Below are 15,945 nucleotides of genomic sequence, written 5' to 3'. Positions count from 1 at the left end.
ATTAGTGCTTTTCCATGTCGGCGATGATCAATGCTCTCAAGGTTTCATCGACCGCTGGGCGCCTTCTGAACCATTTTTCGAAACCCGGTACGGCCTGATGCAGCAGCATGCCGAGGCCATCGACGATGGCAAAACCCTGTTCCTCCGCCTGGCCCAGAAGCGGCGTCTTCAGCGGTACATAAACAATGTCGGTGACGACTGCCCCTTCTGCAAGAGGTGAGAAATCGATCCGCGGAGCGGCTTCGCCATCCATGCCGAGCGAGGTGGTGTTGATGAACAGGCCAGCGCCCTGCATGACTTCGCCAAGTGCTGCCATCGGATGGGCATGAACCCGTTCGCCGAAGCGATCCGCCAATTCCTGCGCGCGCTCGATGGTGCGGTTGACGACGTGAATTTCCTTGAAGCCGCGACCGCGCACCGCCTGGATAATGGCACGGCTGGCGCCCCCTGCCCCGAGGATCACGGCGCGATCGCCCCGATCCCAACCGGGATGACGCTCGTCGAGGTTCGCGGTGAAACCACGGCCGTCGGTATTCGTTGCGTGCAGCAATCCACCTTCGAGCCACAGGGTATTGGAAGCACCCAATTCCTCCGAAAGCTCGTCTGGTCGATCGGCGAGTTTGAAGGCCGCTTCCTTGTGGGGGATGGTGACATTGCCGCCAACGAAGCCGCTGGTGCCGTCCTTCAAGGATGAGATGAAAGCAGCAAAATCCTCCACGGGTACTTCATGGGCACGATAGCTGCCGGCCAGACCGAGCTGCTTCAGCCAGTAACCGTGGATCAACGGGGAGCGCGAATGCTTGACCGGATAACCCGTTACGAAAGCGTTTACGCTCTGTGTTTCACGTGAATCATCCATCGATCGTCCCCAACTCTCGCAGTTTTTCGAGCAGCGGCAGCATCGGCAATCCGACGATGGTGAAATAGTCGCCGTCGATTTTCGAGAAGAGCTGGATGCCTTCACCCTCGAGCTGATAGGCGCCGACGCTCGATAACGCCTTCTCGCCGACGCGGCTGAGATGCCTGTGAATGAAATCGGCCGGCAGATCGCGCATGGTCAGATGGGCGTGGGACACATGCTCCCAGATGATATCGCCGTTGCGCGCCAGGGCGACAGCACTGTTCAGGCGATGGGTCTCGCCCGAGAGCGCCCGCAGATGATTTTCCGCATCCGCCATCGTCTTCGGCTTGTGAAAGACCTGGACACCGAGCGACATGGTCTGGTCCGAGCCGATGACGAGCGAGCCGGGGAAGCGATCGCTCACTTCCTTCGCCTTCGCCTTTGCCAGCACGAGCGCGACGGCATCCGGACTTGCACCATCGCGCTCCAGCGGCGCTTCGATCGCGCGTTCGTCAATGTCGGCGGCGATAGCCTGAAAATGCAATCCGGCATTTTCCATCAGCATTCGCCGGAACGGACTGGACGATGCAAGGATAAGGGGCGAGGTCATGACGGCTGCCTCCGAGATAATCATGTGGAGCGCTTAGCGCAGCTTGGGTCGCAGGGCAACAATGGCAGCGGCGGTCTCTTCGATCGAGCGGCGGGTGACATCGATGATCGGCCAGTTGTGCCGTGCGCAGAGGGAGCGGGCATATTTCAGCTCCTCGGAGATTGCGGCTCTATCGGTATAGTCGCCACGATCGAAGCCCGGCGTCGCACCGAGGATTCGATTTTCACGAACCTGCGTGATCCGGTCGGTCGTTGCGACCAGCCCGACGATCAAAGGTTTCGTCGCCTTGCTCAGGCTCTCGGGCAAGGGCACGCCATGGACGATCGGAATGTTGGCCGTCTTGATGCCGCGGTTCGCCAGATAAATGCTCGTCGGCGTTTTCGAGGTACGGCTGATGCCGATGATGACGACATCGGCATCATCATAATCGTCGGGCATCTGGCCGTCATCATGATCCATGGTGAAGTTCAGCGCCTCGATACGGGCAAAATAATCCGCGTTCATCACATGCTGCGCGCCGACGCGGCGGCGCGAGGCGGTGCCAAGATAGGTCTGGAAGACGTTCATGACCGGCTCGAGAACATTGACTGATGGTACTCCCATCTCGCGGCATCGCTCGGCGATGAAATCGGCAAGCTCGCGATCGACGATCGTATAGAGGACGATACCCGGGCTATGATCGATTGCCTCCAGAACCGGCAGAAGCTGCTTGCGATTCCGAATCAGCGGATAGACGTGCTCGATCGGCTGGCTGGCATGGAATTGCACGGAAGCAGCACGGCCGGCGGAGATGAGAGTCTCGCCTGTTGAGTCAGAAATCAGGTGCAGATGAAAGAAGCTTGTTCGGTTTTCCACGCTACTTTCCATCACCTGTTGATATCTCGGGAGAAAAGAGAGGTACGAGAAGGGGGGCATCCTGGGCAAGTGGAAAACGGCCGAGTTTTCCACATTTGGGATTTTCGAGAAGAGCCTTTCGCGATGCCTGTGGGCAATGTGGACAAGATCAGCAATGCTATTCCCATCCCCGGCTTATCCCCAGACGGGGACGAAGCTGATCTCTCTTCAACCTCCTCAAAAGATTGAAAAATCTCCTTACTTTTCCACATATCGGCTGACGTCTTCGAAAACTCTGCAAATTCCAGCGTGAGGCGCGACAAATTGGACAGGCAATGGATGAACTTTAATCCTTGCTACTCACCGACTCTAAGAAATAGAAATCTTTCTATATATCTTTGGTTTTATATAGGACGACGTCTGTGAGCGATGAACGCCGGAAGATCATGCGAGTGCTGAGCGGAGAAACGCTCACCCCTCCCCCTCTCTGGCTGATGCGACAAGCGGGCCGTTATCTTCCCGAATATCGCGAGACGCGCGCCAAGGCCGGAAGCTTCCTCGATCTCTGTTATACGCCCGACCATGCCGTCGAGGTGACGCTGCAGCCGATCCGCCGCTATGGCTTCGATGCTGCCATTCTCTTTTCCGACATTCTGGTGATACCGGACGCATTGAAGCGGAACGTACGCTTTACCGAAGGGCATGGACCGGAAATGGACCCGATCGATGAGGCGGGTATCCTGGCTCTGAAACCGGAAGGGGTCGTAGCCCATCTGGCGCCCGTCATGGAGACGGTGCGTCGACTGCGGCGGGACCTGCCCAACGAGACGACCCTCCTTGGCTTCTGCGGGGCTCCCTGGACTGTTGCGACCTATATGATCGCCGGACATGGCACGCCCGATCAGGCGCCTGCCCGGCTCTTCGCCTATCGTTATCCAAAAGCCTTCGAACATCTGCTGATGCTGCTTGCCGAAATCTCGGCCGATTACCTCGTGGCGCAGATCGATGCGGGCGCCGATGCCGTGCAGATTTTCGATTCCTGGGCCGGCGTGCTCGGCGAGCGGGAATTCGAGGCTTTCGCCATCAAGCCGGTCGCCAGAATGATTGCTTCGGTCAAGGCGCGGCGGCCACAGGCTCGGATCATCGCTTTTGCCAAGGGTGCGGGTTACCTGCTGAAGACCTATCGGCATAAAACGGGTGCCGATGCCATCGGTCTTGACTGGTCGGTGCCGATGGCTTTTGCACAGGAGCTTCAGAAGGACGGTCCGGTGCAGGGAAATCTCGACCCGATGCGCGTGGTCGCCGGTGGCAAGGCGCTGGACGACGGGATCGACGACATCTTGCAGCAACTCGGGAACGGCCCGCTCATTTTCAATCTCGGGCACGGCATTACGCCGCAGGCCGACCCGGCCAATGTTGCCAGGCTCGTCGAACGCGTGCGCGGATGGAGGAACCGATGACGATGGAAAAGCAGACGGATTCAGCTCCGGGCCAAAGAGCCGGACGCCGCGCCTATTTCATGATCCTGATTTTTGCGGTCTTGGCGATCGGTCTCTTCGCCTGGCATCCCGCCGATCTCTATCTCTGGATCAAGGCACTGCATATCATCGCGGTGATTTCCTGGATGGCCGGCATGTTCTATCTGCCGCGGCTTTTCGTCTACCACACGGATGCCGAGCCGGGTTCGCAGCAGTCCGAGACCTTCAAGGTGATGGAGCGGCGCCTGTTGCGCTACATCATCACGCCGGCGATGATCCTGACCTGGATCTTCGGGCTCTATCTCGCCTGGTCGGTCTATGATTTCCAGGGTGGCTGGCTGCATGCCAAGATCGGGCTCGTCGTGCTTCTTTCGGCCGTTCACGGTCATTTCAGCAGCGCGGCGCGCGCCTTTGCCCGCGACGAAAACAAGCATTCGGCGCGTTACTGGCGCATGATGAACGAGGCCCCGACGCTTCTGATGATCGCGATCGTCATCCTCGTCGTCGTCAAGCCGTTTGCGTGAGGCGGGGCTGTATTAGGGGCGATGTTAAATTTCCTTCATTTTGCGTGCCCCCCTTGCGGTTCAGAAAGTGAGTCGCTATTTTCCCGCCATCTTCTCTTCGTGGCATGTATCCATTCTGTCGCCCGCGAGCGCCCCTATCGCGGTTCTGAATACGAGCAACATTGCCTTTCCCCTCCTAAAAATGAGTAATTCCCTTCATGGCTGAAATGAAGCTTCAGGAACTGAAAAATAAATCCCCGACCGATCTTCTGGCATTTGCCGAATCGCTCGAGGTCGAAAACGCCAGCACGATGCGCAAACAGGAATTGATGTTTGCGATCCTGAAGGAACTCGCAAGCCAGGACGTGGAAATCATCGGCGAGGGCGTCGTCGAAGTTCTGCAGGACGGCTTCGGTTTCTTGCGTTCCGCCAACGCCAACTATCTTCCCGGTCCGGACGATATCTATATCTCCCCCTCCCAGATCCGCCGCTTCTCTTTGAAGACGGGCGACACGGTCGAGGGACCGATCCGCGGACCGAAGGAAGGCGAACGCTATTTCGCGCTGCTGAAAGTCAACACCATCAATTTCGACGATCCCGAAAAGATCCGTCACAAGGTTCACTTCGACAATCTGACGCCGCTCTATCCGAACGAGCGTTTCCGCATGGAACTCGACGTTCCCACCTCGAAGGATCTTTCGCCGCGCGTGATCGATCTCGTCGCGCCGCTCGGCAAGGGCCAGCGTGGTCTGATCGTCGCACCGCCGCGTACCGGTAAGACCGTTCTCCTGCAGAACATCGCCCACTCCATCACCGCCAATCACCCGGACTGCTATCTGATCGTTCTCCTGATCGACGAGCGTCCGGAAGAAGTGACGGACATGCAGCGCTCGGTGCGCGGCGAAGTCATTTCGTCGACCTTCGACGAGCCGGCGGTTCGTCACGTGCAGGTCGCCGAAATGGTGATCGAGAAGGCCAAGCGTCTTGTCGAGCATGGTCGCGACGTCGTCATCCTGCTCGATTCCATCACGCGCCTCGGCCGCGCCTACAACACCGTCGTTCCCTCCTCCGGCAAGGTTCTGACTGGTGGTGTCGATGCCAACGCCCTGCAGCGCCCGAAGCGCTTCTTTGGCGCCGCGCGTAACATCGAAGAAGGCGGCTCGCTGACCATCATCGCCACGGCGCTGATCGACACCGGCAGCCGCATGGACGAAGTCATCTTCGAAGAGTTCAAGGGTACCGGTAACTCGGAAATCGTTCTCGACCGCAAGGTTGCCGACAAGCGCATCTTCCCGGCCATGGATATTCTCAAGTCGGGTACCCGCAAGGAAGACCTGCTGGTGCCGCGCCAGGACCTGCAGAAGATCTTCGTTCTCCGTCGTATTCTTGCGCCGATGGGCACCACCGATGCGATCGAGTTCCTGATCGACAAGCTGAAGCAGACGAAGAACAACCCGGATTTCTTTGAATCGATGAATACGTAATCCTTAGCCGGATTCACCTCGCCGCCGGTTTGGCGGTGCTGATTTAGTGTTATGATCGGGCTGCAAACTGCAGCCCGATTTTGTTTTTACTGATCGGACGCCGAGATCGAAGCTCGGTCAATAATCGATTCGGATGCGGATCAATCTGATGTTGACGACGAATGAAACAATCTATGCGCTATCCAGCGGCGGATTGCCGGCCGGCGTCGCCGTGGTCCGTATTAGCGGAAACTTGGCTTTTCACGCTGCTGAATCCCTCGCTGGCGCGTTGCCGGCTCCCCGGCAAGCCGCTCTTAAAACGATTCGGACTCGTAACGGTCTCGTACTCGATCGCGGCCTGGTGCTGATTTTCCCCTCACCAGCCTCCTTCACCGGCGAAGATTGCGTCGAGATTCATGTTCACGGTGGCAAGGCGGTCGTGAATGCGCTTCTGGGAGAGCTTTCGACCTTTGAGCATTGCCGCCTGGCAGAGCATGGCGAGTTCTCACGGCGAGCTCTCGAGAATGGAAAAATGGATCTGGTCGAGGTGGAGGGCCTTGCCGATCTGATCGGTGCTGAAACTGAGATGCAGCGCCGGCTTGCTGTGGAGCACGCCGCTGGCGGGCTATCCGATCTTTATGACAGCTGGGCCGACAGGTTGACGCGCGCGCGGGCCTTGATCGAAGCGGAGCTGGATTTTGCCGATGAGGACGACGTGCCGGGCTCCGTGTCGGATATGGTATGGGCCGACATGAAGCGGCTACAGGCGGAACTATCAGCTCATCTCGCAGGCGCCGACCTCGGCGAGATTATCCGGGACGGCCTGAAGGTGGTGATTGCCGGCGCACCCAATTCCGGCAAGTCCAGCCTGATGAATGCGCTGGCGAAGCGGGAAGTGGCGATTGTCACTGATATCGCCGGGACAACCCGTGACGTGCTGCATGTGGATCTGAACATAGAGGGCTATGCCGTCAAGCTCTATGATACCGCCGGCTTGCGGGAAACCGATGAGATCGTTGAGCGGGAAGGCATTCGTCGGGCGCTGCGCACGGTCGCGGATGCGGATCTCGTCCTGTCTCTCGCCGAGATCGGCGAGGAGGCGCAGCGAACCTTTCCCGGTTTTGCCGGCAAGGTTCTGACTGTCGGTACGAAATCGGATATTCACCCCGAGGCTCATGACAGATATGATGTGCTGATCTCGTCAACCACAGGCTCCGGATTGACAGATTTGCACGAGCTTCTTCGGCAGGATTTGCAGGCGCGTTCTGGGACGCTGTCCCTGGCTCTGCCAAGCCGTCTTCGTCACCGCACATTGCTGACCGACAGCCTTGGCGCTGTCGAGGCGGCACTTGCGTCGGAAGATCGAGGTCTGGATATCAGAGCCGAATATCTACGACAGGCGGCAACGAGCCTAGGACGCATAACCGGACGCGTCGACGTGGAAGATTTGCTGGATGTGATCTTCTCGGAATTCTGCATAGGGAAATGATTCACGTGAAACAGGGCGCTGCGTGCTCTCTGTCGACGTTTCACGTGAAACCTTCTTGACTCCTGAAATTGGTGTGCCAAACAAGCGGCACGACCGAGGACGTGATGATGTTCGATAAAGCGTATGATGTGATCGTTGTGGGTGGCGGCCACGCGGGCAGCGAGGCTGCGGCCGCGGCTGCGCGCCTGGGTGCGCGTACGGCACTGGTGACGCATAAGCGCGACACGATCGGCATCATGTCCTGCAACCCGGCTATTGGCGGTCTCGGCAAGGGCCATCTCGTTCGCGAGATCGACGCCCTCGATGGCTTGATGGGCCGGGTGGCGGATGCCGCGGGAATTCAATTCCGCATGCTGAACCGCAAGAAGGGTCCGGCCGTTCGCGGCCCGCGCACCCAGGCGGATCGGAAGCTCTATCGTTTGGCGATGCAGGCTGAGATTGGTGCGATCGATAATCTCGATATTATAGAAGGCGATGCTTTTGATCTCGCCTTCGAGCATGGCCGGGTGTCTTCGGTGATCTTGAAGGACGGGCGCATAATTCGCTGTGGTGCCGTCGTTCTCACCACCGGTACCTTTCTGCGTGGGCTCATTCATATTGGTGACAAGAAAATACCGGCCGGCCGAGTCGGCGAAGAGCCTTCTGTCGGGCTTTCCAGCACGTTGCTTCGGCATGGTCTTGCATTGGGACGGCTGAAGACCGGAACGCCTGCCCGCCTCGATGGCACGACCATCGATTGGGATTCGGTCGGAAGACAGGGTGCGGACGAAGATCCAACGCCTTTCTCCTTCATGACCGATGCAATCGTGAATCCACAGATCGAATGCGGTGTGACCCGCACGACGCCGGAAACACACAGGATCATTGCCGAGAACCTGAAGCGTTCGGCGATGTATTCCGGTCAGATCGAAGGCGTGGGACCGCGCTACTGTCCGTCGATCGAGGACAAGATCGTCAAGTTTGGCGAGCGTGATGGCCATCAGATCTTCCTCGAACCCGAGGGGCTGGACGATACAACGGTCTACCCCAACGGTATATCGACGTCCCTCCCCGAAGACGTCCAGGAGGAATTCATCAAGACCATTCCGGGTCTGGAACGAGTCCGCATACTCCAGCACGCTTATGCCATCGAGTATGATCACGTCGATCCTCGTGAGCTGAGGCTGTCTCTCGAAGTAGAAAAAATTCCCGGCCTTTTCCTGGCGGGCCAGATCAACGGCACGACGGGATATGAGGAGGCAGGCGCTCAGGGTCTCGTCGCTGGGTTGAACGCTGCGCGCCTTGCTGCCGGAGGTAAGCCGATCGAGTTCAGCCGCACGGAGTCCTATATTGGGGTGATGATCGATGATCTGACCTCACGTGGCGTCGCAGAGCCCTATCGCATGTTCACGTCACGCGCGGAGTACCGCCTGTCGCTCCGTGCAGACAATGCGGATGTCCGCCTAACGCCTGTCGGTCTTGCCATCGGCTGCATCGGTTCCAGCCGTGCATCGCGTTTCGATCGGTATATGAAGAGGCTTGAACGGACCCGTGATCGGTTGAAGAGCTTGACCGTGACGCCGAACGAGGCCGAGAAGGTTGGCATGCATCTCAACAAGGATGGCCAGCGACGCTCTGCCTATGAGCTTCTTTCCCATCCTGGTCAGTCTGTCGAGAACCTCTCGCGGCTTTGGCCGGAGTTGCAATCGATGGAGCGCAATGTCGTTGAGGCGATCGAAATCGAAGCGGCCTATGCCGTTTATATGGATCGGCAGACGGCCGACATCGTTCAGGCCCGCAAGGAAGAGGAACGCATCATCCCGGTCGAATTCGATTTCTCTCTCCTTTCCGGATTGTCCAACGAGCTGAAGCAGAAGCTGACGGCAGCGCGGCCGAAGAACATTGCGCAGGCTTCGCGCATCGATGGAATGACGCCGGCGGCGATCTCTCTGCTGCTGGCCTATTTGAGGAAATCGAGCGTTCCCGAAGAGCAGAAGCTCGTTTCCTGACGCTGCAAGGTTAGAGAGTCCGCAATATGGAATTGAACGGTGTACCTGTTTCACGTGAAACACAGGAGCGGCTGCAGCACTTTGCGCAGCTCTTTCAGAAGTGGGCCAAGACCATCAATCTCGTTGCGCCGTCGACGATTGACGATCTCTGGCGCCGTCATATTGCGGACAGCGCCCAGATTTTCCAGCTTCATCCGACGCCGGATCATTGGGTCGATCTGGGGAGCGGCGGTGGCTTCCCAGGCGTCATAACGGCTATTCTGTTGGCGGAACAGGGCGCTGGATATGTCGATCTGGTCGAGAGCAATCAGAAAAAAGCTGCTTTCCTGCGCGTTTGTCTGCGGGAATGCGAGGCCCGCGGCGCGGTTCATGCCATTCGAATCGAAGAGGCGCCCGCCGCCATTCCCCATTGCGATGTCATCTCGGCGCGGGCGCTCGCGGAGCTCGATCTTTTGCTCGACTACGCAGCTCCGTGGCATCAACGCAACGAAAATCTGCGTCTCTTTCTGCACAAAGGCCGGGATTACGAGCGCGAGCTTGAGAAAGCCCGTGGTCGTTGGCAATTCGATCTGGTAAAACATCAGAGTGTCGTCGAGCGAGATTCCGTAATTCTGGAGTTTAGTCGCCTTCGACGCCTGATTTAACCATAATTGGATATGCGGCAGATGATCGGCGAGCGAAACCGGATTATTACCATCGCAAATCAAAAGGGCGGCGTTGGCAAGACGACGACCGCAATCAACCTGGCGACGGCGCTTGCCGCCATCGGCGAGCGCGTGTTGATCGTTGATCTCGATCCACAGGGCAATGCCAGCACGGGCCTGGGCATCGAGCGGCGCGATCGGAAGCTATCTTCCTACGATCTGCTGGTCGGCAGCCATGGAATCATGGATACGGTTCAGGAAACGGCCGTGCCGAATCTCTTCATCGTGCCATCAACGATGGATCTGCTCGGCATCGAGATGGAGATCGCGCAGCAATCGGATCGCGTCTTCAAGCTGCGCCGCGCGCTGAATGCGTCCGATGCCCTCGCCTTCTCCTATATTCTGGTTGATTGCCCGCCTTCTTTCAATCTTCTCACCATGAATGCCATGGCGGCGGCACATTCCGTTTTGGTTCCGTTACAGTGCGAATTTTTCGCCCTGGAGGGCCTCAGCCAGTTGTTGGAGACGGTCGATCAGGTCCGGCGCACTGTTAACCCGTCCCTCGATATTCAGGGAATCGTCTTGACCATGTTCGATTCCCGTAACAACCTGGCACAGCAGGTCGTCAGCGATGTGCGGACGCATCTGGGCGAGAAAGTCTACCATACGTTGATTCCGCGCAACGTTCGCGTGTCCGAGGCGCCGTCCTATGGCAAGCCGGCCATCCTTTACGACCTGAAGTGCGCGGGCAGCCAGGCCTATCTGCAGCTCGCTTCGGAAGTGATCCAGAGAGAACGGCAGCGGAAAGCTGCCGCCTGATGATGTAGTATTTTATTTGTTCCAGAGTGAGTATCGGTGATGAATGATGATCTTTCGAAGCGGCGTCTCGGGCGCGGATTGGCGGCTCTCATCGGTGAGATGGATCAGCCGACGCCCGTGGATGCCAGCAGACCGGCGGTCAATCCGGACCGCCTGATTCCGATCGAATTCATCAGCCGCAATCCGCGCAATCCTCGCCGTTATTTTGATGAGACCGAGCTGCACGATCTCGCCAGCTCCATTCGCCAGCATGGCATCGTCCAGCCCGTCGTCGTTCGCACCGTTTCCACCGACCGCTATGAGATCATTGCCGGTGAAAGACGCTGGCGCGCGGCGCAGCTTGCCGGCCTGATCGAAATTCCGGTCATCGTCCGCGATGTCGACGACAAGACCGCGCTGGAAATCGCCATCGTCGAAAACGTCCAGCGTGCCGACCTCAATCCGCTGGAAGAGGCGCTGGGCTACGAGCAGCTGATAGCGGAGCATGGCTATACGCAGAATGACCTCGGCGAAATCATCGGCAAGAGCCGCAGCCACGTCGCCAACTCGCTGCGTCTGTTGAAGCTGCCCGATCCGGTGCGCGATATGCTTGCTGCCGGTTCGCTGTCCGCCGGTCATGCTCGTGCGCTTGTCTCGACCTCCGATCCGACGGGTCTGGCGCGGACTGTCGTGTCAAAGGGCATGTCGGTTCGCGATGCCGAGCGGCTGGCGCAGAACGACATCAAAGCTCAGAACGATCCCCGCCCGGCCGGGGCGCGCAGGGATGAGAAGGACTCCGATACGCTGGCGCTCGAGCGCACGCTGTCCGACACGCTTGGGCTGGATGTTTCGATCAATCATCGCGGCAATGGCGGCCAGGTGAAGATCAGCTACAAGACGCTGGAGCAGCTTGAAGAGATCTGCCGCCTGCTGGAACGCCGTTAGGCTCCATACCGTAATAAAAACAATAGCTTGGTGATATGAAAACCAGGCTTTGACCGGCTTGTGCCAAGTCGCGGTTTCCCGTGAAACATCAGCCCTTGCGGGCCGACTGCAAGGTGGTCGCCAGCAGGGTTTGCGTTGCAATCGTGTCTTCTAGGCTCGCGCGCTGGCGGGTCTGGAGAATGGCGGATTGCAGCCTGTTCATCTCGCGAGCGATCGCTGCAGCGGACCAGGTCTTGAGGGCCTGTTCTATGATCGGCTTGCGCCTGAAATGCAGATGGCGTCCGTGCGTCTGCATGACCTGTGCCGGCGCGATCCGCTTTTCATCCATTTCCGCCCGCATGGTATCGAGCATCTGAAGTTGCCGCAGGCAGCCTTGCAGCACGAGAAACATCGGAGTCTTGGAAGAAGCGATCTTCTGCATGGCGTGCAGAAACGCCTCCGAATCGCCCTTCAAAATGGCGTCGACCGCATCGTCCGTGGAAATGGCGCTGGCATCACCGATGATCTCCATGACATGGTTCTCTTCGATCGTACTGTGCCCGCGGCAGTAAAGCGCCAGCTTGCGCACCTCGTTGCGTGAGGCGATGCGGTCGCCACCCAGAAGTTCGAGCAGCGTCTGACGCGCCGGCTGGGCAATGCGCAATCCTTCATTTGCCAGCTCCGTATCGATCAGGGCATTCAGTGCCCTGGTATCGTCGGCATAGCAAGGGATTGTCGCAACGGAGCGCGCCGGTTCGGCTACCTTGCGCAGGCCCGAGCCCTTCTTGAGATCGCCGGCTTCAATGATGACGAAGCTGGCCTCTGGCGGGCTTTCAGCGATGATCTGCAGCGAATCGATCAGCGCCTTTTCGTTGGCGGCGCCGCGAATCCAGACGAGTTTTTCGCCGCCGAACAGGCCGATGGCGTTGACTTCGTCGAGCAGGCGGCCGGCATCGTTCTGCAGGTCGCCAACGTCAAGCTTGATGAGGGAAAAGGCATCCTTCAGGTCGACGCCGGTCTTGGCGGCAATCTGTGCGGCACGTTCGGAAACGAGGCCGCGATCCGGGCCGTAAACTACGAAGATCCGGTAATTGCGCGCGGCATTTTGGAGGAATCCGTCAAATTCGTGAGACTTGATTTCCGCCATGCCGCGCCCTTTATCAGCGGCTGAGCGCGGCAGCGATGTCGGCGGCGACCATCTCGGCAACTTCGCGAGAGGCACGGTCTTCCGAATCGCGGATGGCGCGCTGCTTGGCGAATTCCTGGGTCGGGAAGTCGACGAGCGACGTCACCGCGCGGCTGCCGGATTTGATCACCTTTCCGGTGCTGATTTCCTTCAGCGTGAAGGAGGCGGTGACGGTCGTACGGCCTGCAGCCGACGTGTCTGAAGACGGAAGATAGAGCACGCCGGCGGTGCCGGATGAGACGCTCAGATCGACATTGTATTTCGGCGTCTTCGTTTCGCCCGCGCCGCGCCCGGCGATGAAGATCAGCTGGTTGCGTACTTGAAGACCGACGCGCGAGCCGACATCGGAAAAGGAAACCTCCGACAGCTTCTGCGTGACACCGGTGCTCACGGCATAGAGCGGCCGAACCTGGCAGGCCGAGAGAAGGCCGGCAACGGCAATCACAGACGCAACGCCGGCGATGCGGGCGAACTTGAAAAGATTATCAGACGACAATGTTTACGATCCTCTGTGGAACGACGATGATCTTCTTTGGCGCCTGACCATTCAATGCGCTTTTGACGGCATCCAGGGCGAGCACGGCCTGCTGCACGGCATTCTGATCTGCATCGCGCGCGATTGTCAATTCGGCGCGCTTCTTGCCGTTGATCTGAATGGGATAGACGATCTCGTTCTCGATCACGAGTGCTTCGTCATAAACGGGCCACGCGCTGGTGGCGATCATATGCGTATTGCCGAGTGCTGCGGAGCATTCTTCGGCCAGATGCGGCGTGATTGGCGCGACCAGCGCAATCAGGATTTCCACGGCCTCGCGAACCGCGGAGCGGTAGCCGGCATCGGCCTGGCCGGCTGCGATCTTGGAGAGCGGCGCCGCCAGCGCATTGACGAATTCATAGATGCGCGCCACCGCTTTGTTGAAGGCGAGCTTGTCGTAATCACCCTGAACCGCCTTCAGGGTGCGATGCGCGATCTGCGAAATCGCCAGCGCCTCGCCTTCCTTAGCCGGAGTCGGTTCGACCGTCCTCAGGGCATCGGCGGCTTCGGACACCAGGCGCCACATGCGCTGCGTGAAACGATGCGCGCCTTCGACGCCGGCCTCGGACCAGATGACGTCGCGATCGGGCGGCGAGTCGGACAGCACGAAGAAGCGCGCGGTATCGGCGCCGTAGGAGGCGATGATGTCATCCGGGTCGACGACGTTCTTCTTCGACTTCGACATCTTCTCGATCGAGCCGATGGCGATGTCCTCGCCGGTCGAGAGCAGCGTGGCGCGGCGCTGGCCGTCCACTTCCTCGATGTTGATATCGGCCGGAGACACCCATTCGCGTGTCAGGCCATTGCCTCGGCTGTAGGTTTCATGCACCACCATCCCTTGAGTGAAGAGGCCCTTGAAGGGTTCCTTCACGTCGAGATGGCCGGTTTCGCGCATGGCGCGGGTGAAGAAGCGCGAATAGAGCAGATGCAGGATCGCGTGTTCGATGCCGCCGATATACTGATCGACGGGCAGCCAATGGTTGGCGGCCTTGGGGTCCGTCGGCTGATTTTCCCAAGGGGCTGTGAAGCGGGCGTAATACCAGCTCGAATCGACGAAAGTATCCATCGTATCCGTCTCGCGACGCGCGTCCTTGCCGCATTGCGGGCAGGCGACATGCCGCCAGGTGGCATGTCGATCAAGGGGATTGCCCGGCTGGTCGAAGGTGACATCGTCGGGCAGCCTGACGGGCAGATCCTTTTTCGGCACCGGCAGCACGCCGCAGTCCTCGCAATGGATAACCGGGATCGGGCAGCCCCAGTAGCGCTGGCGGGAAATGCCCCAGTCGCGCAGGCGGAAATTCACTTTGCGTTCGGCCTGCGGCGCATTGCCGAGGCTGGCGGCGGAAAGCTGCGAGGCAACGGTCTCGAAGGCTTCCTCCGTACCCATGCCGTCGAGGAAGCGCGAATTGATCATCACGCCATCGCCGTCATAGGCGACGTCGCCGACGCTGAAGCTTGCAGCATCGCCATCCGCTGGCATGACGACGGGCACGACGGGCAGGCCATATTTGCGGGCGAAATCCAGGTCGCGCTGGTCACCGGACGGGCAGCCGAAGATGGCGCCTGTGCCGTAATCCATCAGTACGAAATTGGCGATGTAAACGGGCAGCTCCCAGGACGGGTCGAAGGGGTGACGGACGCGGATACCGGTGTCCATGCCCTTCTTCTCGGCCGTTTCGAGGGCGGCGAGCGAGGTGCCGGCGCGGCGGCACTCCTCGCAGAAGGCCTCGATCTCCGCATCCTTGGCGGCGGCTTCCTTGGCGAGCGGATGGTCGGCCGAGATCGCCAGGAAGGAGGCGCCGAACAGCGTATCGGGACGCGTCGTATAGACCGATATCTCGCGATCGCTGTTGGGCGCGGTTTCCGGCACGATTTCCCAGCGAATGGTCAGGCCCTCTGAGCGGCCGATCCAATTCTTCTGCATCAGCCGCACTTTTTCCGGCCAGTGATCGAGCGTATCCAGCGCGTCAAGCAGTTCCTGGCTGAATTCGGTGATCTTGAAGAACCATTGCGTCAGCTCGCGTTGCTCGACGAGCGCGCCAGAACGCCAGCCGCGGCCATCGATGACCTGTTCGTTGGCCAGAACGGTGTTGTCGACCGGGTCCCAGTTGACCTTGGACTTCTTGCGGTAGACCAGGCCCTTCTCCATCATGTCGATGAAGAGCATCTGCTGGCGATGATAATAATCGACGTCGCAGGTGGCGAATTCGCGGCTCCAGTCGAGCGACAGGCCCATGGCCTTCAGCTGCGTCCGCATCGAGGCGATGTTCTGGTAGGTCCATTCCTTGGGATGCACCTTGTTGTCGCGGGCGGCATTTTCCGCCGGCATACCGAAGGCGTCCCAGCCCATCGGGTGCAGGACGTTGTAACCGCGGGCACGCTTGTAGCGCGCGACGACGTCGCCCATGGCGTAGTTGCGCACATGGCCCATGTGGACGCGGCCCGACGGATAGGGAAACATCTCTAGAACGTAGTATTTCTCGCGCGGATCGGCGTTGTCGGTCACGAAGACTTCTTCTTCGTTCCATTTCTGCTGCCAGCGGGGCTCGGCGTCGCGCGGATTATAACGTTCGATAGACATCTGTTCTTGCATTCCGGAAAATCATGGGGATTAAGGCGTGACCTTCACCACGAAACCACCCAAGCGTCAAG

14 protein-coding genes are annotated in these 15,945 nt (G+C 59.1%); 8 read left to right on the top strand and 6 right to left on the bottom strand.

All coding sequences use genetic code 11. From position 1 onward, the window contains the following. Position 1: 1 nt before the first annotated feature. The 3 genes from ACIQWP_RS25915 to ACIQWP_RS25905 are packed head-to-tail and all read right to left on the bottom strand — an operon-like array spanning position 2 to position 2,306. Positions 2–859: a shikimate dehydrogenase gene (locus tag ACIQWP_RS25915; RefSeq protein ID WP_402793709.1), complete on the bottom strand. Its 858-nt coding sequence runs from the start codon at positions 857–859 to the stop codon at positions 2–4. Beyond that, the gene (locus ACIQWP_RS25910) at positions 852–1,451 is read right to left on the bottom strand and encodes a Maf-like protein (protein WP_402793707.1); all 600 of its coding nucleotides are present in this window, start codon (positions 1,449–1,451) and stop codon (positions 852–854) included. The genes ACIQWP_RS25915 and ACIQWP_RS25910 overlap by 8 nt, the downstream gene beginning before the upstream one ends. Before the next feature lie 33 nt (positions 1,452–1,484). Next, complete coding sequence (locus ACIQWP_RS25905) at positions 1,485–2,306, bottom strand: pyruvate, water dikinase regulatory protein (protein WP_402793706.1); 822 nt, start codon at positions 2,304–2,306, stop codon at positions 1,485–1,487. Positions 2,307–2,707: 401 nt separating this feature from the next. Between ACIQWP_RS25905 and hemE the strand changes: the two genes are divergently transcribed. From hemE to ACIQWP_RS25865, 8 genes are all read left to right on the top strand, one after another. After that, a complete protein-coding gene (hemE, locus tag ACIQWP_RS25900) occupies positions 2,708–3,745 on the top strand; it encodes a uroporphyrinogen decarboxylase (RefSeq protein ID WP_402793704.1) in 1,038 nt (345 codons plus the stop codon). Further along, positions 3,742–4,287: a protoporphyrinogen oxidase HemJ gene (gene hemJ / locus ACIQWP_RS25895; protein ID WP_402793702.1), complete on the top strand. Its 546-nt coding sequence runs from the start codon at positions 3,742–3,744 to the stop codon at positions 4,285–4,287. The genes hemE and hemJ overlap by 4 nt, the downstream gene beginning before the upstream one ends. A gap of 197 nt (positions 4,288–4,484) precedes the next feature. Continuing rightward, positions 4,485–5,750: a transcription termination factor Rho gene (rho, locus tag ACIQWP_RS25890; protein WP_402793701.1), complete on the top strand. Its 1,266-nt coding sequence runs from the start codon at positions 4,485–4,487 to the stop codon at positions 5,748–5,750. Between the two features lie 148 nt (positions 5,751–5,898). Then, complete coding sequence (gene mnmE, locus ACIQWP_RS25885) at positions 5,899–7,218, top strand: tRNA uridine-5-carboxymethylaminomethyl(34) synthesis GTPase MnmE (RefSeq protein WP_402793699.1); 1,320 nt, start codon at positions 5,899–5,901, stop codon at positions 7,216–7,218. 107 nt (positions 7,219–7,325) lie between these two features. Then, positions 7,326–9,206: a tRNA uridine-5-carboxymethylaminomethyl(34) synthesis enzyme MnmG gene (gene mnmG, locus ACIQWP_RS25880; protein ID WP_402793697.1), complete on the top strand. Its 1,881-nt coding sequence runs from the start codon at positions 7,326–7,328 to the stop codon at positions 9,204–9,206. Between the two features lie 26 nt (positions 9,207–9,232). After that, complete coding sequence (gene rsmG / locus ACIQWP_RS25875) at positions 9,233–9,850, top strand: 16S rRNA (guanine(527)-N(7))-methyltransferase RsmG (RefSeq protein WP_402793695.1); 618 nt, start codon at positions 9,233–9,235, stop codon at positions 9,848–9,850. Positions 9,851–9,871: 21 nt separating this feature from the next. Continuing rightward, the gene (locus tag ACIQWP_RS25870; RefSeq protein WP_402793693.1) at positions 9,872–10,669 is read left to right on the top strand and encodes a ParA family protein; all 798 of its coding nucleotides are present in this window, start codon (positions 9,872–9,874) and stop codon (positions 10,667–10,669) included. Positions 10,670–10,708: 39 nt separating this feature from the next. Then, positions 10,709–11,593 (top strand): ParB/RepB/Spo0J family partition protein, encoded by an 885-nt coding sequence (locus ACIQWP_RS25865; RefSeq protein WP_402793691.1) that lies wholly within the window; start codon positions 10,709–10,711, stop codon positions 11,591–11,593. An 88-nt stretch (positions 11,594–11,681) separates the two neighbouring features. Here ACIQWP_RS25865 and holA read toward each other — a convergent pair whose 3' ends face one another. Genes holA through leuS form a run of 3 tightly spaced genes read right to left on the bottom strand, consistent with a single transcriptional unit; the run spans position 11,682 to position 15,874 of the window. Then, positions 11,682–12,719: a DNA polymerase III subunit delta gene (gene holA, locus ACIQWP_RS25860; protein WP_402793689.1), complete on the bottom strand. Its 1,038-nt coding sequence runs from the start codon at positions 12,717–12,719 to the stop codon at positions 11,682–11,684. Between the two features lie 13 nt (positions 12,720–12,732). After that, positions 12,733–13,254, bottom strand: a complete 522-nt coding sequence (locus ACIQWP_RS25855) for a hypothetical protein (protein ID WP_402793687.1) — start codon at positions 13,252–13,254, stop codon at positions 12,733–12,735. Then, entirely contained in the window at positions 13,244–15,874 is a 2,631-nt protein-coding gene (gene leuS, locus ACIQWP_RS25850) for a leucine--tRNA ligase (RefSeq protein ID WP_402793685.1), read from the bottom strand. Before leuS ends, ACIQWP_RS25855 begins: the two co-directional genes overlap by 11 nt. Positions 15,875–15,945: the final 71 nt, after the last annotated feature.

Source organism: Rhizobium sp. NPDC090279 (assembly GCF_044769665.1).
GTDB lineage: Bacteria > Pseudomonadota > Alphaproteobacteria > Rhizobiales > Rhizobiaceae > Rhizobium.
The sequence above is the reverse complement of the archived record's forward strand: the minus strand, read 5'-3'. Positions and strand labels throughout refer to the sequence as shown.